Origin of the sequence: Halolamina pelagica, assembly GCF_900115675.1 — an archaeon.
Lineage (GTDB): Archaea > Halobacteriota > Halobacteria > Halobacteriales > Haloferacaceae > Halolamina > Halolamina pelagica.
The window spans coordinates 49,448-67,269 of sequence record NZ_FOXI01000006.1 but is presented as its reverse complement, the minus strand read 5'-3'; the positions used below and the strand labels follow the sequence as shown (position 1 = coordinate 67,269).

Genomic DNA, 17,822 nt, shown 5'->3' with positions numbered 1-17,822 from the left:
GTTCCCCGCCGCCCTATTCGCCTTGCGCTTCCGGCGATTCACGGGCCCCGCGCAGGGCACCGTCCTTCAGTTCGCGGGCCTTCTCCCGCAGGTCGTCGGCCACGTCGGCGGTCGCCCGGTCGTTCTCGACGCCGTCGGCGACGATGTCGACGAGCGCGGAGCCGACGATGATGCCGTCGGCGCCCGCCGAGACGACGCGGGCGGCGTGGTCGCCAGTGGAGATGCCGAAGCCGACCGCCTTGGGCACGTCCCAGTTCGCGATCCGGGCGAGGCTCTCGGCGGTCCGGTCGGACACGTCGGCCTGTGCGCCCGTGACGCCCATCCGGGCCTGCACGTACACGTAGCCCGACACCTGCTCGCGGATGGTGTCGAGTCGGTCGTCGGTGGTCGTCGGCGCGACGATGAAGACGAGACCGAGGTCGAACTCGTCGCACGCGTCCCGCAGGTCGCCCGCCTCCTCGGCCGGCAGGTCCGGGACGACGAAGCCGTCGATGCCGACCTCCGCGGCGCGTTTCACGAACGGCCGCGGCCCGGGCGCGGTGTGGTCGCCCTCGCCCGCCGCGGTGCCGGAGTCGGCGCCGTAGCGGAAGATGAGGTTGTAGTAGGTCATACAGACCAGCGGTACGTCCACGTCAAGGTCGTCGACGAACTCGAAGTACGCCTCGGGGGTGATCCCGCCCGAGAGCGAGCGGACGATCGCCTGCTGGATCGTCTGCCCCTCCGCGATGGGTTCGGAGAACGGCAGGCCGAGTTCGACGCAGTCGGCCCCGCCCTCGACGAGGGCTTCGACGTACTGCTTCGAGGACGCGATGTCGGGGTCGCCGACCGCGAGATAGGGGATGAACGCGGGCTCGTCCGTGGCGAACGCCTCGGAGAGCCGGCTCATAGTCCCCCCGCGAACTCGCTCATGTCCGGCGCGTTCGGAATCGACCGCTTGTCGGTCTCCTCGATGACGGTTTCGAGGTCCTTGTCGCCCCGACCGGAGAGGTTGATCACGATGCGGTCGCCGAGTTCGTCGGCGCCGTCGGCGTCAGCCTCCGCGTCCGGCCCGAGAACTTCTTCCACGTACGCCAGCGCGTGGGAGCTCTCCAGCGCCGGGATGATCCCCTCCTCCTGGGAGAGCCGGTGGAACGCTTCGAGCGCGGCGTCGTCGCCGACGTTGACCGCCGAGACGCGGTCCTCGTCGACGAGGTACGCCAGTTCCGGGCCGACGCCCGCGTAGTCCAGCCCCGCGGAGACGGAGTGGGACTCGACGATCTGCCCCCACTCGTCCTGCAGCACCTTCGTGCGGGCGCCGTGGAGCACGCCCTGCCCGCCCGTCGAGAGCGAGGCGGAGTTCGGGGCGACCCCCTCCTCCTCGTCGACGGCCAGCGAGGAGCCCCCCGCCTCGACGGCGAGCAGATTGACTTCGTCGTCGTCTTCTCGCGGGGTCCGCCCGCTCGAACGGCCCGAGGCGCTTCGCGCCTCGCTGTCGACGAACCGCGCGAACGCGCCCATCGTGTTCGACCCGCCGCCCGCGCAGGCGACGACCGAGTCCGGCAGCGTGCCGAACCGCTCCTGGGCCTGGTTCCGGACCTCCTCGCTGATGACCGACTGGAACTCCCGGACCATCTCCGGGAACGGCGCGGGACCGACGACGCTGCCGACGACGTAGTGGGTGTCGTCGACGTTGGTCGCCCAGTCCCGCATCGTCTCGCTGATCGCCTCCTTCAGCGTCCCGCGGCCCGCGGTGACGGGGTTGAGGTCGGCGCCGTTGATCCGCATCCGGAACACGTTGGGGCGCTGGCGCCCGATGTCGGTCTCGCCCATGTAGATCTCGCAGGGCATGTCCAGGTGGGCCGCCGCCATCGCCGTCGCGGTACCGTGCTGGCCGGCGCCGGTCTCGGCGACGATGCGATCCTTGCCCATGTACTTCGCCAGCAGCACCTGGCCCAGCGCGTTGTTGAGCTTGTGGGCGCCGCCGTGGAGGAGGTCCTCGCGCTTGAGGTAGATCTCCCGGCCGTAGCGGTCCGAGAGGTGTTCGGCGTGCTGGAGCGGCGTCGGCCGGCCGCCGAAGTCGCGCAGGCGCTCCCGGAACTCGTCCACGAAGCCGTCCTCGTTCTCCAGCACGTAGCGCTCGTAGGCGTCCCGCAGCTCCTCGATCGCGGGCATCAGCGCCTCGGGCACGTACTGGCCCCCGTACTCCCCGAACTTGCCGTCGGTGGATGAATCAGAACTCATGCGTTGACGAAGCGTGTCGTGTTCTCCCGTGGGTCACCGTCCATGATAGCCGTGCCGATGAGCAGGCCGTCCGCGCCCGCCTCACGCATCCGTCGGGCGTCCGCGGGCGTCGAGATCCCGGACTCGGCCAGCAGCGTCGCGTCCTCGGGTACCGCGGGTGCGACCCGCTCGAACGTCCCCAGATCGACCTCCAGCGCCGCGAGATCGCGGTTGTTGACGCCGATGATCTCCGCGCCGGCGTCGACGGCCCGCTCGAGTTCGTCCTCGCTGTGGACCTCCACGAGCACCTGCATCCCGCGCTCGCGGGCCGCCTCGACCATCGGCGCCAGCTCGTCGCCGAGGAAGCGAGCGATCAGCAGCACCACGTCCGCGGCCACCGCGTCCAGCTGGGCCTCGGTGACGAGGAAGTCCTTGCGGAGGACGGGCACGTCGACGGCCTCGCGGACGCGCTCGTAGTTTTCGACCGAGCCGCCGAAGTGCTCCGGTTCGGTGAGCACCGAGAGCGCGGCGGCGCCGCCGGCGACCATCTCCTCGGCCAGTTCGACCGGGTCGCGGTCGGTCTCGCCCTCGGTGGTGGGGCTCGTCGGCTTCACCTCGGCGACCACCGGCGTCCGACCGTCGGCCTCGGCGGCCGCGAACGCCGCCGGGAGCGACCGGGCGTCGTCGACGGCGACCCGTGAATCTCCGCCGGGGCGCTCGCGGGCGGCGTCGAGGATGGAGCGCACGGCGGGAGCCATCTCCTCTCTGCTGTTCACACTTGTACACTAATGTACGGAACTGTTCAAAAGGCTTGCGAACCCGGCCCCCTCCTCCGGCGCCGCCGCCGGGTTCAAGGCGGCGTACGGCGTCTCTCGGGACGATGGAAGACGCCGGCATCTACGCGCGGGAGTCGGACGTGCTCGGGCGCCCCGTCCAGATCGGGGTCGCCAGCAGCCAGGTCATCGACGTGTCGTTCCCCGACGAAATCCCCAGCGACGCGGACCCGAATCACCCGATCCTCGACCGCCTGTTCGACTACCTCGACGGCGCCGAGGACGACTTCGCGGACGTGGAGATCGCGATCACCGTCCCGACCGGGCAGCGCGCCGTCCTCGACGCGGTCTGCCAGATCCCCTACGGCGAGACAGGGAACACCCGGCAGGTCGCCCACATGGCGAACCTGAACCCGGACGACGAGGACGACGCCGGGACCGTCAGGGCTGCACTCCGGGCGAACCCCGTGCCCATCTTCGTCCCGGATCACCGGGTCGACGACGCGCCCGGCGCGACGCCGAGCGACGTGGCGGCGACGCTCCGGAACGTCGAGCGGTCGCGAGAACTCAAGTAGGAAGGCGCGACCAGCGTCCCCGTGACCTGAGTTCGGCCGTCGACGGGACGGAGAGTGCGGCAACCCGTCGGCGAGCAGTCGTGCCGCCTGTCAGCGCCTGGGCCAGCGGCGGCGCCGGTCAGTACAGCCGAAGCACGAAGTAGACGACGGCGATCAGGAACAGCGCCTGCCCCGCCGTCGCGACCGCCCCGATCCCGGAGTTCACGCCGCCGCCGTAGGCCGCGGCCGCGCCGAGAAACAGCGCGGTGTTCCCCGCGGCGTTCACTCGTGGGCCGGAGTGGACCGCCAGCGAGCGGTAGCCCGCGACGACGGTGACCGCGAGGAAGGCCAGCGCGAGCAGTTCATCGATCGTTCCAGTGCCGTACCGTACGCGATACCCCCCGAACACGACGAGTGCGACGCCGACGAAGCCGGTGAACACGGTGCCGGCCTGCACGAGTCGATCCCCCATTTCGCCCGAAGGGAGACGGGGAGACCACTTAACGGCGACGGGATCCCCGACGCCGGCCGTCGACTACTCGCCGGTTGGGTAGTCGGCCGCGAGGACGTCATCGACGGCCGACTCCGACTCGTCCTCGCTCTCGGGGCTCACGCTCCCCGTCTGGTAGCCGTCCAGATCGAGCGTGACGTGGTCGAACCCGATCTCGGTCAGTCGCTCCCGGGCGGCGGCGGCGAAGTCGGGATCGAGCGCGACGTGGAGCTCGTCCGCCCCCACCTCGATGCGGGCGAGGCCGTCGTGGTCCCGCACCCGGAACTGGGAGAACCCCCACTCCCGGAGCAGCGCCTCCGCGCGCTCGATCCGGGTGAGCTTGTCCTCGGTCACCTCCAGCCCGGTCGGGATCCGCGAGGAGAGACACGCCATCGAGGGCTTGTCGGCGACCGAGAGCCCGTAGCGGTCGGCGGCCTCGCGGACCTCCGCCTTCGTGAGCCCGTGGGCCAGCAGCGGCGAGGTCACGTCGAGTTCGTCGACGGCTTGGAGGCCGGGGCGGTGGCCGCCGTCGGTGTCGTCGGCGTTGGTGCCGTCACAGACGGTCCCGATCCCGAGTTCCTCGGCGGCCTCGTACATCCGGCCCAGCCGCATCGTCCGGCAGTGGTAACACCGATCGCCGTCGTTGGCGACGAACTGCGGGTCCTCGAGTTCGGAGAACTCCACGATCTCGTGGCGGATGCCGATCTCGTCGGCGACCCGCTTGGCCTCGGATAGCTCCGCCTCCGGCAGCGTCTCGCTTTTCGCGGTGCAGGCGACGGCGTCGTCGCCCAGCGCGTCGTGGGCCAGCGCGGCGACGACGCTCGAGTCCACGCCGCCGGAGAAGGCGACGAGCACGCCGTCGCGATCGGCGAGGTCGTCGCGAGCGGCGGCCAGTTTCGCGTCGAGGGACATGGCGGGAGTACCGACCCGCCGGGCAAAAGGCCGTCGTCGCGGGCCCCGACGAACCACACGCTTTTGAGCGATGGCGCGGAACCCCGGCCCGAATGGAGTTCACGGCCATCCCGGGGGTTGGAGAGAAGACGGCCGCCTCGCTGGCCGAACTCGACGACGCCGAGGCGGCGCTCCGTCGCGGCGACGTGGCGGCGATCGCCCGCTCGCCGGACCTCACCGAGGGCCGCGCCGCGGCGATCGTCCGCGGCGCTATCCGCCGGGAGCACGGCGACGACGGCGGCTTCCTCGCCACCGACCGGGCGCGGGAGATCTACGACGACGCGCTCGGCCTGCTGCAGGCGCGCGCGGTCACGACCTACGGCGAGAAGCGACTGGAGACGCTCTTCCCCAGCACCGAACAGTCCCGCATCGAGGAGGTCCGCAGCTTCGCGACGACGGCGATGGAGCGCGACCCGGAGCCGGCGATCATCGACGCGCTCGACGGCGTCGAACCGCTCGAACCGGCCGAGGGGATCCGGGTCCGGGAGCGATGTGTCGCGACCGCCGACGCCGAGCGCTACGCCGAGGCGAAGGACGCGCTCCCGGAACTCCCCGTCGAGGTGATCGACGAGCGCCGGGAGCTCGGCGAACTCGGTCGCTCGTACTCCACGGTGTACGTCCTCGACGCGGAGTTCGCGGGCATCGACGTTGAGGGCGACGTGCGCGTGGTGCCGGACGCGCTCGAACGCCCCGAGGAGTTCGTCCCCGAGCGGACGCTGACCTTCTTCGCGGAGAACCGCGAGCGCCTGCTGGCGGCCGCCGCGGTCCACGACGCCGCCGGGACGGAGCCGGGATGCGATCTCGACTCGCTGCGGGCGGCGCTCGACCGCGTCGACGATGACGGCGGCGTCGTCGGCGACGAGGAACTCGAACGGCTCTCGGTCGCCGTCGACGACCTCGACGCGGCCGTCAGCACCGCGGAGTCGATCGGGAACGACCACCTCCGGGACGCCATCGGCGAGCGGGACGTGACCATCGAGGGCACCGACTTCCTCTCGCTGGTCGAGCAGGGCGCCCGCGTCGACTCGCTGCTCTCCCGGGAGTTGGCCGACGACTACGACCAAGCGGTCGCGTTGGCGCGGGAACACGTCGTCGACAGCCTCGACCTCGATCCGGGGGAGGCGGAGTTCGTCGAGCGCGTCTTCGGCGGCGAACCCGCCTTCCCGCTGGAGCACAACGAGGAGGCCGTCTCCCGACTCCGGACCGAGCTCAGCGCCGACCGGGACCGGCGGGCGAACCAGTTGGAGACCGAACTCGCGGCCGAACTCCGGGAGCTCCGCGAGCCCGCCGAGGCGATGGTCGACGCGGCGCTGGAACTCGACGTGGAGCTCGCGGTGTCGCGGTTCGCCCGGGATTTCGACTGCACGCTGCCCACGATCCAGGGCGAGGGGTTCGAGATCGACGGCGGGCGATCGCCGCTGCTCGACGTGCCCTTCGAGGAGGTCGACCCCGTCGACTACGGCGTTTCGGGCGTGACGCTCCTCTCCGGGGTCAACTCCGGCGGGAAGACGTCGACGCTCGACCTGGTGGGACTGATCGCCGTGCTCGCGCACATGGGCCTGCCCGTGCCTGCGGACCAGGCGCGCGTCGGCCGCGTCTCGGAACTCCATTACTACGCCAAGTCACAGGGCACCCTCGACGCCGGCGCCTTCGAGAGCACGCTCCGGGAGTTCGGCGACCTCGTCGAGGGCGCCGCGGGCCGGCTCGTGCTCGTCGACGAACTCGAGTCGATCACCGAACCCGGCGCCTCGGCCAAGATCATCGCCGGGATCCTCGAAGCGCTCGACGACCAGGGGGCAAGCGCCGTGTTCGTCTCCCACCTCGCCGACGGCATCCGGGAAGCGGCCGGCTTCGAGGTGGCCGTCGACGGCATCGAGGCGGTCGGGCTCGTCGACGGCGAACTCCGGGTCGACCGCTCGCCGAGGAAGGACCACCTCGCGCGGTCGACGCCCGAACTCATCGTGGAGAAACTGGCGGACGAGACCGAATCCGGCTTCTACCGCGACCTGCTTGAGAAGTTCTGAACCGGTCGAGACCGGACGCTAAAACGGCTCTTTGTGTTTACCTAACTACTTTGTCGAGTCCACCCCAACGCTCGAGTGTCCCTGCTTCGGCCCTCCAATCGCCCCCTGCAGGGCACTACTCGTTCCCGATTTCGAAGCGCTCGAACACGTCGCCGTCCACGGTCTCCAGTCGCCCGACGAGTCCGTCCGCGGTCGGTTCGAGCACGGCGAAGGACTGTCTCGCGCCCCGTGGATCGGCGTGGCTCCCGGGGTTGAGTAGCGTCACCGCTCCCTCCTCGTCGACGAGCGGTCGGTGGGTGTGTCCCGAGACGACCAGGTCGGCGCCGCGTTCGCGCCCGAACATCGCCAGCCCCGTCGCGCCACCGCGCCGGCGGTGGGTTGCGGCGATCCGGACGCCCGCGTAGGTGAGCGTCGTCGCCGTCGGCAGCCGTTCGGTCACCGCGTCGCTGTCGCGGTTCCCGTGGACCGCCCGGAGGTCGGCGGCCGCGTCGTGGAACGCGTCGAGCACCGTCTCGGTGGTGAAGTCGCCGGCGTGGAGCACCAGCTCGGCGTCGTCGACGGCGTCCGTCGCGGCGCCGACGAGACTGGGGTCCTCGGTCGCGTGCGTGTCCGAAAGCACGACCAGCATGGTGAGTAATCGACGCCCGGTGGGCAAAAACGGTCGGGTCGGCGATGCCGCGGGCCGACTGTGCCCCGGCCGGGGTGGGCGTCGCCGCTGCGACACCGATAAGGGACTGTCTCGTGAGGGGCTGAGCATGGCAAGTGGCAGTACCGGGGTCGTGCTGGCGGCGCTGTTCGCCAACGGCGCCATCGCGGTCCTCAAGTTCGTCGGCTTTCTGCTCACCGGGAGCCCCTCGATGCTCTCGGAGACGTACCACTCGATCTCCGACACCGGTAACCAGGTGTTCCTCCTCGTCGGGATCCGCTACTCGGGGAAGGCCACTAGCCGCGACCACCCGTTCGGCTACGGGAAGGCCCAGTTCTTCTACGCCTTCCTCGTCGCCGTGCTCCTGTTCGGGATCGCGGGCTGGGAGAGCCTGAACCACGGGATCCACGCGATCCAGACCGCGGGCCACGCCGAGGCCGGAAAGTTCACCGTGCCAGTCGTCGGCGGTAGGTACGAGACGTTCTGGCTCAACGTCGCCATCCTGCTCGCCGCGATCGCGTTCGAGACGTACGCGTTCAGGAAGGCGAACGAGGAACTTCGGCGCCAGATGGAGGAGTTCGGCTGGGGCAGCATCCGGGAGGCGTTCGGCGAGACGAGCGACGCGACGACGCTGACGGCCTTCACCGAGGACGCCATCGCGCTCGCGGGCGCGGCCATCGCGTTGGTCGGGATCGTGCTCACCCGGATCACCGGGAACGGGATCTACGACGCGGTCTCGGCCGCGATCATCGGGGTCCTGCTGATGGGGTTCGCGCTGGCGCTGGCGTGGGAGAACAAGCGGCTGCTGCTAGGCGAGAGCCTCTCCCGGACCGTGGAGCAGGAGCTCCAAACCGCCATCAGTGACCATCCCGAGGTCGTCCACGTCGACTCGTTCCGCTCCGTCTTCTTCGGCCCACAGGAGGCGATGGTCGCCGCCGAGGTGACGTTCGACTCGGACCTCGTGACCGCGGAGATCACCGACCGGATCGACGAGATCGAGGCGGAACTCGAAGCGAGCGACGGCCGGGTGGCGATGATCTACATCGAGCCGTCGGCCTGAGCGTCGACCGCGAGTTCTAAGGGACCCGACTGGCAAGGGGGGCTGTGCCGCGGTTCGACTACCCCTGTCCCGACTGCCACGCCACGAGCAGCCTCCACGACGCCGGCTGTCGGTTCGAGGGGACCGAGTGGCAGACCGTCGAGCGTGCCTACGTCGACGTACTCGCCCCGTTGTCGGCGGGCGCCCGCGACGAGGACGACGTCCGCGATCTCGTCCCCGAGTGGGACGCGCTCCACCAGGCGGCGCTCTCACACCTCCGCCGCAGCGGCCGGATCCAGCCCGACACCAACGGCCGCCTCGAACTCCTGACCGCTGAGGAGTACCGCGAGCAGGTGTCCGAGCCGACGACCGACCCGATGCGGACCATCTACCGGCAGGGCTCCTACCCCGGCTGCCACGACAACGCGGTGTTCGCGATGATCGCGTGGTACGAGATGGTCGGGCTGACGTGGCCCGAGACCCGCGAGAAGGTGCTGGAGTGGCTGGAGGAGTCGGGCACGTGGGCCCGCGGCGGCTTCGAGGAGAACAGCCCGACGGAACTCGTCGACAGCAAGCGTCACGTCTACGAGGCGGGCTACGGCTGGAAGGAGAAGGCGCAGGCGGCGAAGCGGGTCATCCAGCGCCACGGCTGATTCTCGGCGACGCTACCCGCGGCCTGCCAGCGACGCTGCCCGCCCAAGCGTGTCGAGGCCGTCGACGGCGACGACGCCCGGTTCGGCGCCCGAGTCGACGTGCACCGCCAGGAACCCGGCCTCTCGAGCCGGTCGAGCGTCGTGTTCCAGCGAGTCACCCACGTAGACGTACTCCTCGGCGTCGAGTCGGTCCCGGGCGGCGTCGAAGATCGCCGGGTCCGGTTTGTGGGCCCCGACCTCGTAGCTCGGCAGGTACGCGTCGAACCGGTCGAACAGCCCCGCCGCTTCGAGCTTTCGGCGCTGGACCGCGGTGACGCCGTTCGTGAGCACGCCGAGGGCGGTGTCGGCCCCCTCCAACGCGTCGAGCGCGTCGCGGGCGCCCTCGGCGGAGACCGATGCCTCGACTTCGGCGTCGACGTACGCCGCCGCGAGCGCCTCGGGGTCGGCGTCGATCCCGCCCGTTCCGACGGCGGCAGCCATCCCCGCCCGGTACGGGTTCGGGCGGAACTCACTGAACGCCTCGAGGAACCGCTCGCTGTAGGCTGCCTGCGCGTCGGGGGTCGCGTCGACGCCGACCGACTCACAGGCGCGCTCGAACAGGGCGTCGTAGGCGCAGTCGAGGGTGAGGAGGGTTCCGTCGCAGTCGACGTAAACGGCGCGCATGGCCGTAGGTTAGGTGGGCGGGTGAAAAAGTCGCGGTGGGCGTGCGGTCGCGTGCCGTGGCTGCGTTACACCCGGCCACGGCGAAGCCGCCGCGGTGGCGACACGGAGGTCGCCACAGGTCGCGGGCCGTGGCTGCGTTACTCAGACTGGATGCGCGGCGCCAGCATGAACGTCACGGTGCCCAGCCCCTCGGCGAACTCGTAGTGGAGCTTCACCGGGAACTCCTCGCCGAGCTCGACGCGGACCTCGGCGTCGGACGCGATGGCCTTGTTCATGTCCTTGAGGTAGTCGAGGCTGAACAGCGAGTCGGCGGGCCCGGCGGTCAGCGCGATCAGGTCCTCCGACTCGAGCTGGAGGTCCACGTCGTCGGTGTCGCCCTCGGCCTCGATGTGGAACGTCTCGTCGGTCTCGTCGACGCGCAGTCGGATGTGGTCGCTCACCATGTCCGCGGCCGTGATCCCGCGGTTGAGCTGGGCGCCCTCGAGCGTGATCTCCGCCGGTAGGTCCAGGTCCGGGATGTCCGGCTCCTTGCGGATCGAGTCGGGGTCGATCAGCGCCAGCGTGTAGGAGAGCCCCTCGACCTCGATGTGGAGCTTGCGGGTCTCCTCGTCGAGCTCCAGGTGGATGAGGTCGTCGGCGTTGGCCATCCCGGCGACCTCCTCCAGCCGCGTGAGGTTGACGCCGATGACGCCGCCGTCGGCCTCGTAGGACTCGAAGGCCGCGGCCTCCAGCGTGAGATCGACCATGCCCACGTTCGCCGGGTCGACCGCGCGGATCGACAGCTCCTCCTCGTTCAGCCGGATCTTGCACTCGTCGACCAGCACGCTCACGGCGTCGAGGGAGTCCCGGAGCGTCGACGCGCTCACGATGGCCTTGAACATGGACGTGGGTTCCCTCCCACACTCAAAAAGCCTCCCGGTTCCGGGTGCCCGGCCCGTCGGTCGACGGCCGCCAACGCGGCCGCTCCGGGACGCTTCACGGGACGACTCCGCAAGCGGTATTGGCCGGTGTAGTCACGCTCCACCCATGGACCCACGAGTCCGCCAGCACGCGGAAACGATCGTCGAGCACTCCACCGGCATCGAGGCCGGCGACGACGTGATCGTCTACCTCCCCGGCGACGCCGAGGACCTCGCCGTCGCGCTGCACGAACTGCTGGGCGAGAAGGGCGCCAACCCGCTGCTCCTCACCTACTCCGAGCGCGCCGACCGCGCGTACCTCCGCAACAGCGAGGAGTTCGACACGCCCGACCACGAGCTCGCGCTGTACGAGAACGCCGACGCGACCATCATCGCCCGCAGCGGCCCGAACCCCAGCGAGATGGCGGACGTGGATCCCGACACCACGGCCGCGTACAACCGCGCCCACGACCCCGTGAAGAAGGCGCGACTCGACACGACGTGGTGTCTCACGCAGTACCCCAGCTCGGGCTTCGCCCAACTGGCGGGGATGAGCACCGAGGCCTACGAGGAGTTCGTCCACGACGCCGTCACCCTCGACTGGGAGGCCCAGCGGGAGTTCCAGGCGAACCTCGTCGAGATCCTCGACGACGCCAGCGAGGTCCGCATCCGGGCGGGCGAGGAGACGGACGTCACCATGTCCATCGAGGGCAACAGCGCCGAGAACGACTACGGCGAGGCGAACCTCCCCGGCGGCGAGGTGTTCACCGCGCCGGTCAAACACAGCGTCGAGGGCGAGGTGTACTTCGACATGCCGCTCTACCGGCAGGGGCGCGAGGTCGAGGGCGTCCGCCTCACCTTCGAGGACGGGACGGTCACCGAGTTCTCCGCCGAGCGCAACGAGGACGTGCTACAGGGCGTGTTCGACACCGACGAGGCGGCGCGCTACCTGGGCGAACTGGGTATCGGGATGAACGACGCCATCGACCAGTTCACCTACAACATGCTGTTCGACGAGAAGATGGGCGAGACGGTCCACATGGCCGTCGGCAGCGCCTACCCGATGTGCGTCGGCGAGGGCAACGAGGTCAACGACAGCGCCGAGCACGTCGACATGATTCTGGACATGAGCGAGGACTCGGTTATCGAAGTCGACGGCGAGATCGTGCAGGAGGACGGGGAATTCATTTTCGAGTAGCGAGGCGGGAAAACGTCGCGCCTGTGGCGCGGAGGGGAACGGTCCCGAAAACGAACGGGCTCAGTACCCCAGATACTCGTTCAGTTCCGCGAACTCCGCAGGCGTGAGAACGACTTCTGCTTCGACCCCGTCCAATTGCTCGAAGTCATCGTCGATGGTGAGAATCGTCTCGACGCCCTCCGACAGCGCCACCTGCCCGTAGTAGCCGTCCCAGCCGCCGATGTTCTGCTTCCGCGCCAGATCGAATCCCTCCCGGAGGAGTCGTTCGGACATCCCGTCGTACCAGTGGATCTCGCTCGTGTCGAGGAAGTTCTCCATCAGCCGGGAGGCACGCGCGTTCGACAGGCCGTAGTACGTCGCTAGTGCGTTGTGGGCACCGACGACCGACGCGTATGGGACGACGGCGTCGATATCGCCGGAAATCGCCTGTTTGACGTAGGAAAGCGGCGTCTCCCTGACTGGTGCGTCGGAGTGTGCGAGCGCGATTACGCCCACGTCGAAAAGATACGGGCCGTCACTCATCGCCGTCCTCGGCCTGCCGGCGGATCGTGTCGACGTGCTCTCTCGCCTGTGGGTCAAGTTCCTCGTACGGCGTCGGCTTGCGGTCGGAGATGCCCGCGACCAGTTCCTCCATCCGGTCGATTATCTCCTCGGGGTCCCGCTCCGGTTCCACCACCAGCCGCCCGTTCTCCTCGTGAATGTCGACCTCCTCGCCGGGGCCGATGTCGAGGCGTTCACGCAGCTCCTGCGGGAGGACGACCCGTCCCTTCGAGTCGACTTTCGGCATGTTCCCACGTTCGGTGGGAACAGGAAAAAGCGTTCGCCCTACTCCTCCTCTTCGTCGACGGCCAAGTCGAACTGCTGGTTCTCCACGACCGCGTTCAGCACGACCGAGGTGTTCGACTCGCGGATGTCCTCGTCGGTCAGGATGCGCTTGATCCGCTCGTTCATCTCGTCGGTGTCCTCGAACTTCCCCACGGCGACGACGTCGTGGTCGCCGGTCACCTCGTACACCGAGACCATCCCGCGGAGGTCGGCGAGGCGGTCGGTGATCTCCGGCAGCGCCGCGCCCTCGACTTTCAGGTGCAGGATCGCCGTCACGTCGTAGCCCAGTTCCTGGTAGTTCACGTCGGGGCTGTACCCCTCGATCACGCCGTCGTCCTCCAGGTCCTGCAGGTGGTTCGACACCGTCGTGACCGACACGTCCAGCTCCTCACCCAGACTCCGGAGGCTCGCGCGACCGTTGCCCAGCAGCGAGTTGATCAGGCGCGCATCGAGGTTTTCGTACGTCATGGTACTCCGGTCGGGGCGGGGGCGGCAAGAACTTTACGAACATCCAGTTTTCTCAGAGAGGTCTCGGCAGATACACGTTAGGAGGGGAATATTCTTGTAGTATCAGCCTCTCGACCCCGGTAGAGCATGACGGACAACCCAGCTCCCGACGGCGGGCTCACCGACGAGGAACGCGACGTTCTCGAACGCATCGACCGCGAGGGGATCGACTTCCTGCGGCTCCAGTTCACCGACATCCTGGGGACGGTGAAGAACGTCGCCGTGCCGGCCGATCAGGCCGAGAAGGCGTTCACGGAGGGGATCTACTTCGACGGCTCCTCGATCGAGGGGTTCGTCCGCATCCAGGAGTCGGACATGCGCCTCAAGCCCGACGCGAGCACGTTCGCGGTGCTGCCGTGGCGTGGCACCTCGGCGCGACTCATCTGCGACGTGATCGACACGTCGACGGGCGAGCCGTTCCAGGGCGACCCGCGGGCGGTCCTGAAGGGGGCGCTCGAGCGCGCCGAGGAGCTCGGCTACGAGGTCAACGCCGCGCCCGAACCGGAGTTCTTCCTGTTCGAGGAGGACGAGGAGGGGAAGGCCACCACCGACACCAACGACGCCGGCGGCTACTTCGACGTGGCGCCGAAGGACCTCGCCTCGGACGTGCGCCGGGACATCATCTACGGCCTCGAGGAGATGGGGTTCGACATCGAGGCCTCCCACCACGAGGTCGCCGAGGGACAGCACGAGATCAACTTCGAGTACGACGACGCGCTGTCGACGGCCGACAACGTTGCGACGTTCCGGACGGTGGTCCGGGCGATCGCCGCCCAGCACGACCTCCACGCGACGTTCATGCCCAAGCCCATCGCGAAGGTGAACGGCTCGGGGATGCACACCCACATCTCGCTGTTCACCGAGGACGGCGAGAACGCGTTCCACGACGCCGACGACGAGTTCGACCTGAGCGAGACGGCCAAGCAGTTCACCGCCGGGATCCTGGAGCACGCGCCGGCGCTGGCGGCGGTCACCAACCCCACCGTGAACAGCTACAAGCGGCTCGTCCCCGGCTACGAGGCGCCGGTGTACGTCGCCTGGTCCGACCGCAACCGCTCGGCGCTGATCCGCAAACCCGCCGCGCGCGTACCGGCCGCCTCCCGCATCGAGGCGCGCTTCCCCGACCCCTCGTGTAACCCGTATCTCGCCTTCGCGGTGCTGATCCACGCGGGCTTGGAGGGCATCGAGAACGACATGGAGTGTGAGGACCCCATCCGCGAGAACATCTACGAGTTCGACGAGGAGAAACGCGAGGAGTACGGCATCGACACGCTGCCGAGCAACCTCGGCGAGGCCGTCGACGCCCTCGAGAACGACGAGACCGTGTACGAGGCGCTCGGCCCCCACGTCGGCCCGAAGTTCGTCGAGGCCAAACGCGCGGAGTTCGCCGACTACCTCGTCGACGTGTCCGACTGGGAACTGGACCGCTACCTCGAGAAGTTCTGATCGGCCCGATCACGGTCCCTTTTTGACTGCTGCCGCGCGCTTCCCGGTAGTGACGTTACTCGTACCGTTCGACGGGTCGGCGCTCGCGGAGGCCGCGCTGATCCGAGCGGTGGAGTTCGGCGAGGTGTTCGAGCAGCCGGTGGTCGCGATCGCCGTACTCCCGGAGGAGAACGCGGCGTACGCCCGCGAGCGAGGCTGGATCGAGCCCGACGAGTCGTTCGACACGGGGAGGATCCTCTCGCGGCTACGCGAGCAGGTCCGGGACCGTGCGCCGGAGGCGACGTTCCGCTACGAGCGCGTACCGCGGGTGGCCCGGGCCGGCTCGATCGCCCGGGAGATCCGCCGGACGGCCCGGCGCATCGAGGCCTCGATCGTGTTCGTCGGGAGCGACAACGCGGGCCGGCTGGTGACGGCGCTGAGCAGCGTCGGCGGCAACGTCGCCGCGGATCGGACCTACGACGTGCTGATCGTCCGCCACACCGGCTAGCGCTCGGACGCCGCCGGGTCCACGACGAGGTGATCGGCGGCGTCCGCGAGCGCTGGCAGGGCGATGGGGTCGGCTGTCGACCGCTCGCACACGCCGAGCGCGCCGCGCGGGAAGCGGGCTACGCCACCCCCGACGAACACCCCCTTTTCCGGGTTCTCCCACGCCCACGGTTAGGGAATCACGGGCGACTACCTGCTCTCCTCCAGCGGCCACGACGAGGTCGCCACGGGGAGGTCACTCGAGTAGCGCACGCCGGTCGACCAGCCACGGCAGCGCGATCACCGCCCCGACGGCCAGTGCCGACCCCAGCGCCGTCACCGGGAGCGGCAGTTCGCCGACGTAGATCCCGCCCCAGGCGCCGCCCAGCACCGCCGTGCCGGGCACCGCGATCCGGACCGGGAGCGGCGAGAACTCCCGCCCCACTCGGCGCCACACGACCGCGGCACCGGCGCCGGCGCCGAGGGCGATGGCGGCTTTCAGCGCCTCGTCGGGGTGGGCCGGCGCGAACACCAGCGCCGCGCCGAGCGCGACCACCCCGAACAGGCCGGCGGCGAGGAACGCCCGTTCGGGTCGGCTCCCGGCGAGCCGGGAGACCGCGAGCAGCACCGCGGTGCCGGCGACGGCGCCCCCGAGCACGTCCGGGAGGTGGTGGACGCCGATGACGAGCCGCGAGAGCGAGACGACGCCGACGACGCCCGCGGCGGCGAGGACCCGTTTCCGGCGGGTCCAGAGCCGGTCGAGATAGAGCGCGAGCCCGCCGTAGACGATGGCACTCGAGGTGGCGTGGCCGCTGGGGAAGCCGAACCCGTCGCCGGTCGCGATGCTCCCGTAGACGCCCTCGAACAGCGCCGGGAGCCACGCCGGCGCCGTCGCCGTCCCCGCGCCCGCGGGGCGGTGGACGCCGAAGAAGGTCTTGAGCGCGACCGTCGCCGCGAGCGCACAGATCGCCAGTGCGATCAGGGTCGCGCCGGTCCGTCGCGGCTCGGACGCGAGTCGGCCGTCGGCGAGCAGGTAGAACAGCGCGAGGCCGCCGAAGACGAACCACGCGTCGGCGAGCTGTGTCAGGACGGCGAACAGCAGCGCGACCCAGTCGGGGAGGCCGGCCAGTGCCTCGGTAACGCCCCAGCCGTGCATCTACCGGAGGCGCTCGGCGACGCCGCCTGCGGTTCTCACGGCGCCGATGACGCCGCCGAACAGGACGAACAGGACGTAGAGGCCGAGCGTGGAGGTGAAGGTGACGAGCATCGCCGCGACGGCCGGCCAGCCCTGGAGCCAGTAGAACGCGCCGAGGCTCATCACGGTGCCGTACAGCAACACGAGGTACGGCCCCCAGCCGGTGGCTTTCCCCTGACGCATCCGGGCGCGGACGTACGCCTTGAGGTCGGCCTCCAGCTGTGGCCGGTCGACGGTCCGCTGCTCGACGTCCTCCTCGAAGCCGTCGAGCTCGGACCGGAGCTCCTCGACTTCCTCCGCGAGGTCGGCGACGTCTGGCGCGCCGCGGGGTTCGCGCTCTGCCATGTACTCCGAGGCTGGCTCCCGGTGCCCTTGGAACTGCCGGTCATGGCTCGCCGCTGCACGATGCGCCCCGGCGTCCGGGGGGCTACCGGCACGGCCACCCGCAGCCTCGTCGGGCCCTGCAACCCTGTCCTCCGCGAGCACGACGTTGACGACGGCGCCCAGCATCACGGCGGCGCCGGCGAGGTAGAGCCACGTCACCAGCAGGATCACCCCGCCCACGATGCCGTAGGCGGAAGTACTGGCGACGCTGGCGTAGAGCTGGAACCCCGCCTGCATCGCGGTCCAGACCACGGCGGCGACGAGGGCGCCGGGAAGCACCTCCCGGACGGTGACGGCCGTGTCGGGGAACCGGTAGAAGAGTGGGAGGAAGGCGGCGGTCAGCAGGATCGGCAGCGTGAGCACGCCGAGCGCTTCGACGACGATGCCGAGGCTGAACGCCGCGAACGCGCCGGCCAGCGCGAACATCAGCGTCATCGAGGTGCCGATGCCCACCACGACGACCAGCGAGTCGATCACCTGATCGAGCGCCGTGCCCCCGTGTTCGACGCCGTAGATCTCGCTGAAGGCGGTGTCGAGCGCGCGGAACACCTTGAGCGTCCCCCAGAGCAGGAACGCCAGCCCCAGGAGGGTCGCGCTCCCCCGCCCCTCGCTGGCGGTGAGTGCGGTAGTGAGCACTTCCTGTCCGCTCGGGGTGAGGAACTGGCTGGTCGACTCGAGCAGGACGGTCGCCAGCTGCTCGCCGCCGACGGTGGTGGCGACGATCAGCGCCAACACCGCCGCGGGGATCAGCGAGACGAACGCGTAGTACGCCACCGCCGCCGCGAGGAACGTGAGCTCCTGTTCCTTGGCGACGACGCCGACGCGCTTGCCCGTCCCGAGAGCGCTCCGGAGACGTGATAGCACGACGCCAGATAGGCGAGCGCGTTACAAGAACCCCGTGGAGCGACGGC

At 69.8% G+C, this 17,822-nt stretch carries 20 protein-coding genes; 7 read left to right on the top strand and 13 right to left on the bottom strand.

Features of this window, described 5'->3' with window-relative positions:
* Window positions 1–13: 13 nt before the first annotated feature.
* Genes trpA through trpC form a run of 3 tightly spaced genes read right to left on the bottom strand, consistent with a single transcriptional unit; the run spans window position 14 to window position 2,975 of the window.
* On the bottom strand, window positions 14–886 hold the full coding sequence (gene trpA / locus BMZ83_RS09740) for a tryptophan synthase subunit alpha (protein ID WP_074878107.1): 873 nt from the start codon (window positions 884–886) through the stop codon (window positions 14–16).
* The gene (gene trpB, locus BMZ83_RS09735; RefSeq protein ID WP_074878105.1) at window positions 883–2,220 is read right to left on the bottom strand and encodes a tryptophan synthase subunit beta; all 1,338 of its coding nucleotides are present in this window, start codon (window positions 2,218–2,220) and stop codon (window positions 883–885) included. Before trpB ends, trpA begins: the two co-directional genes overlap by 4 nt.
* Window positions 2,217–2,975, bottom strand: coding sequence for an indole-3-glycerol phosphate synthase (gene trpC / locus BMZ83_RS09730; RefSeq protein WP_074878104.1), 759 nt, complete (start codon window positions 2,973–2,975; stop codon window positions 2,217–2,219). Before trpC ends, trpB begins: the two co-directional genes overlap by 4 nt.
* Before the next feature lie 104 nt (window positions 2,976–3,079).
* Here trpC and BMZ83_RS09725 point away from each other — a divergent pair, with 104 nt between their 5' ends.
* Window positions 3,080–3,547: an MGMT family protein gene (locus BMZ83_RS09725; protein ID WP_074878102.1), complete on the top strand. Its 468-nt coding sequence runs from the start codon at window positions 3,080–3,082 to the stop codon at window positions 3,545–3,547.
* 118 nt (window positions 3,548–3,665) lie between these two features.
* Here the strand turns inward: BMZ83_RS09725 and BMZ83_RS09720 are convergent, their stop codons facing one another.
* Both BMZ83_RS09720 and larE read right to left on the bottom strand, forming a co-directional pair.
* A complete protein-coding gene (locus BMZ83_RS09720; protein ID WP_074878100.1) occupies window positions 3,666–3,998 on the bottom strand; it encodes a hypothetical protein in 333 nt (110 codons plus the stop codon).
* Window positions 3,999–4,061: 63 nt separating this feature from the next.
* Window positions 4,062–4,928 (bottom strand): ATP-dependent sacrificial sulfur transferase LarE, encoded by an 867-nt coding sequence (gene larE / locus BMZ83_RS09715; protein ID WP_074878099.1) that lies wholly within the window; start codon window positions 4,926–4,928, stop codon window positions 4,062–4,064.
* Window positions 4,929–5,020: 92 nt separating this feature from the next.
* Between larE and BMZ83_RS09710 the strand changes: the two genes are divergently transcribed.
* Window positions 5,021–6,991: a MutS-related protein gene (locus BMZ83_RS09710; RefSeq protein ID WP_074878097.1), complete on the top strand. Its 1,971-nt coding sequence runs from the start codon at window positions 5,021–5,023 to the stop codon at window positions 6,989–6,991.
* A 115-nt stretch (window positions 6,992–7,106) separates the two neighbouring features.
* Here the strand turns inward: BMZ83_RS09710 and BMZ83_RS09705 are convergent, their stop codons facing one another.
* Window positions 7,107–7,619 carry a metallophosphoesterase gene (locus BMZ83_RS09705; protein WP_074878095.1) on the bottom strand — a complete coding sequence of 171 codons (513 nt, stop codon included), beginning with the start codon at window positions 7,617–7,619 and terminating at the stop codon, window positions 7,107–7,109.
* A 127-nt stretch (window positions 7,620–7,746) separates the two neighbouring features.
* Between BMZ83_RS09705 and BMZ83_RS09700 the strand changes: the two genes are divergently transcribed.
* Both BMZ83_RS09700 and BMZ83_RS09695 read left to right on the top strand, forming a co-directional pair.
* Window positions 7,747–8,697 (top strand): cation diffusion facilitator family transporter, encoded by a 951-nt coding sequence (locus tag BMZ83_RS09700; protein WP_074878093.1) that lies wholly within the window; start codon window positions 7,747–7,749, stop codon window positions 8,695–8,697.
* A 44-nt stretch (window positions 8,698–8,741) separates the two neighbouring features.
* Complete coding sequence (locus tag BMZ83_RS09695; protein WP_074878092.1) at window positions 8,742–9,329, top strand: DUF7474 family protein; 588 nt, start codon at window positions 8,742–8,744, stop codon at window positions 9,327–9,329.
* A gap of 12 nt (window positions 9,330–9,341) precedes the next feature.
* Here BMZ83_RS09695 and BMZ83_RS09690 read toward each other — a convergent pair whose 3' ends face one another.
* Together BMZ83_RS09690 and BMZ83_RS09685 are read right to left on the bottom strand one after the other, a co-directional pair.
* On the bottom strand, window positions 9,342–9,992 hold the full coding sequence (locus tag BMZ83_RS09690) for an HAD family hydrolase (protein ID WP_074878090.1): 651 nt from the start codon (window positions 9,990–9,992) through the stop codon (window positions 9,342–9,344).
* 137 nt (window positions 9,993–10,129) lie between these two features.
* The gene (locus BMZ83_RS09685) at window positions 10,130–10,873 is read right to left on the bottom strand and encodes a DNA polymerase sliding clamp (protein WP_074878088.1); all 744 of its coding nucleotides are present in this window, start codon (window positions 10,871–10,873) and stop codon (window positions 10,130–10,132) included.
* Between the two features lie 145 nt (window positions 10,874–11,018).
* Here BMZ83_RS09685 and BMZ83_RS09680 point away from each other — a divergent pair, with 145 nt between their 5' ends.
* On the top strand, window positions 11,019–12,089 hold the full coding sequence (locus BMZ83_RS09680; protein ID WP_074878086.1) for an aminopeptidase: 1,071 nt from the start codon (window positions 11,019–11,021) through the stop codon (window positions 12,087–12,089).
* A 60-nt stretch (window positions 12,090–12,149) separates the two neighbouring features.
* Here BMZ83_RS09680 and BMZ83_RS09675 read toward each other — a convergent pair whose 3' ends face one another.
* Genes BMZ83_RS09675 through lrp form a run of 3 tightly spaced genes read right to left on the bottom strand, consistent with a single transcriptional unit; the run spans window position 12,150 to window position 13,382 of the window.
* Window positions 12,150–12,611, bottom strand: a complete 462-nt coding sequence (locus BMZ83_RS09675) for a type II toxin-antitoxin system VapC family toxin (RefSeq protein WP_074878084.1) — start codon at window positions 12,609–12,611, stop codon at window positions 12,150–12,152.
* Window positions 12,604–12,876: an AbrB/MazE/SpoVT family DNA-binding domain-containing protein gene (locus BMZ83_RS09670; protein ID WP_074878082.1), complete on the bottom strand. Its 273-nt coding sequence runs from the start codon at window positions 12,874–12,876 to the stop codon at window positions 12,604–12,606. The genes BMZ83_RS09675 and BMZ83_RS09670 overlap by 8 nt, the downstream gene beginning before the upstream one ends.
* 38 nt (window positions 12,877–12,914) lie before the next feature.
* Window positions 12,915–13,382: an HTH-type transcriptional regulator Lrp gene (lrp, locus tag BMZ83_RS09665; RefSeq protein ID WP_074878080.1), complete on the bottom strand. Its 468-nt coding sequence runs from the start codon at window positions 13,380–13,382 to the stop codon at window positions 12,915–12,917.
* 126 nt (window positions 13,383–13,508) lie between these two features.
* Between lrp and glnA the strand changes: the two genes are divergently transcribed.
* Window positions 13,509–14,867 (top strand): type I glutamate--ammonia ligase, encoded by a 1,359-nt coding sequence (glnA, locus tag BMZ83_RS09660; protein WP_074878078.1) that lies wholly within the window; start codon window positions 13,509–13,511, stop codon window positions 14,865–14,867.
* A 49-nt stretch (window positions 14,868–14,916) separates the two neighbouring features.
* Entirely contained in the window at window positions 14,917–15,354 is a 438-nt protein-coding gene (locus BMZ83_RS09655) for a universal stress protein (protein WP_074878076.1), read from the top strand.
* A 234-nt stretch (window positions 15,355–15,588) separates the two neighbouring features.
* On the opposite strand, the gene BMZ83_RS09650 is transcribed toward BMZ83_RS09655, so the two are convergent.
* Together BMZ83_RS09650 and BMZ83_RS09645 are read right to left on the bottom strand one after the other, a co-directional pair.
* Window positions 15,589–16,488, bottom strand: a complete 900-nt coding sequence (locus tag BMZ83_RS09650) for a phosphatase PAP2 family protein (RefSeq protein WP_074878074.1) — start codon at window positions 16,486–16,488, stop codon at window positions 15,589–15,591.
* Window positions 16,489–17,775 carry a YihY/virulence factor BrkB family protein gene (locus tag BMZ83_RS09645; RefSeq protein WP_074878072.1) on the bottom strand — a complete coding sequence of 429 codons (1,287 nt, stop codon included), beginning with the start codon at window positions 17,773–17,775 and terminating at the stop codon, window positions 16,489–16,491.
* Window positions 17,776–17,822 lie beyond the last annotated feature (47 nt).

Excerpts from the sequence above, each read along its gene's own strand:
- BMZ83_RS09705 (WP_074878095.1), bottom strand. The coding sequence starts at position 7,619 with ATGCTGGTCGTGCTTTCGGACACGCACGCGACCGAGGACCCCAGTCTC.
- BMZ83_RS09680 (WP_074878086.1), top strand. The coding sequence starts at position 11,019 with ATGGACCCACGAGTCCGCCAGCACGCGGAAACGATCGTCGAGCACTCC.
- BMZ83_RS09720 (WP_074878100.1), bottom strand. The coding sequence starts at position 3,998 with ATGGGGGATCGACTCGTGCAGGCCGGCACCGTGTTCACCGGCTTCGTC.
- BMZ83_RS09675 (WP_074878084.1), bottom strand. The coding sequence starts at position 12,611 with ATGAGTGACGGCCCGTATCTTTTCGACGTGGGCGTAATCGCGCTCGCA.
- glnA (WP_074878078.1), top strand. The coding sequence starts at position 13,509 with ATGACGGACAACCCAGCTCCCGACGGCGGGCTCACCGACGAGGAACGC.
- BMZ83_RS09650 (WP_074878074.1), bottom strand. The coding sequence starts at position 16,488 with ATGCACGGCTGGGGCGTTACCGAGGCACTGGCCGGCCTCCCCGACTGG.
- trpA (WP_074878107.1), bottom strand. The coding sequence starts at position 886 with ATGAGCCGGCTCTCCGAGGCGTTCGCCACGGACGAGCCCGCGTTCATC.
- BMZ83_RS09725 (WP_074878102.1), top strand. The coding sequence starts at position 3,080 with ATGGAAGACGCCGGCATCTACGCGCGGGAGTCGGACGTGCTCGGGCGC.
- BMZ83_RS09700 (WP_074878093.1), top strand. The coding sequence starts at position 7,747 with ATGGCAAGTGGCAGTACCGGGGTCGTGCTGGCGGCGCTGTTCGCCAAC.
- BMZ83_RS09690 (WP_074878090.1), bottom strand. The coding sequence starts at position 9,992 with ATGCGCGCCGTTTACGTCGACTGCGACGGAACCCTCCTCACCCTCGAC.
- BMZ83_RS09710 (WP_074878097.1), top strand. The coding sequence starts at position 5,021 with ATGGAGTTCACGGCCATCCCGGGGGTTGGAGAGAAGACGGCCGCCTCG.
- BMZ83_RS09670 (WP_074878082.1), bottom strand. The coding sequence starts at position 12,876 with ATGCCGAAAGTCGACTCGAAGGGACGGGTCGTCCTCCCGCAGGAGCTG.
- lrp (WP_074878080.1), bottom strand. The coding sequence starts at position 13,382 with ATGACGTACGAAAACCTCGATGCGCGCCTGATCAACTCGCTGCTGGGC.
- BMZ83_RS09685 (WP_074878088.1), bottom strand. The coding sequence starts at position 10,873 with ATGTTCAAGGCCATCGTGAGCGCGTCGACGCTCCGGGACTCCCTCGAC.
- trpB (WP_074878105.1), bottom strand. The coding sequence starts at position 2,220 with ATGAGTTCTGATTCATCCACCGACGGCAAGTTCGGGGAGTACGGGGGC.
- larE (WP_074878099.1), bottom strand. The coding sequence starts at position 4,928 with ATGTCCCTCGACGCGAAACTGGCCGCCGCTCGCGACGACCTCGCCGAT.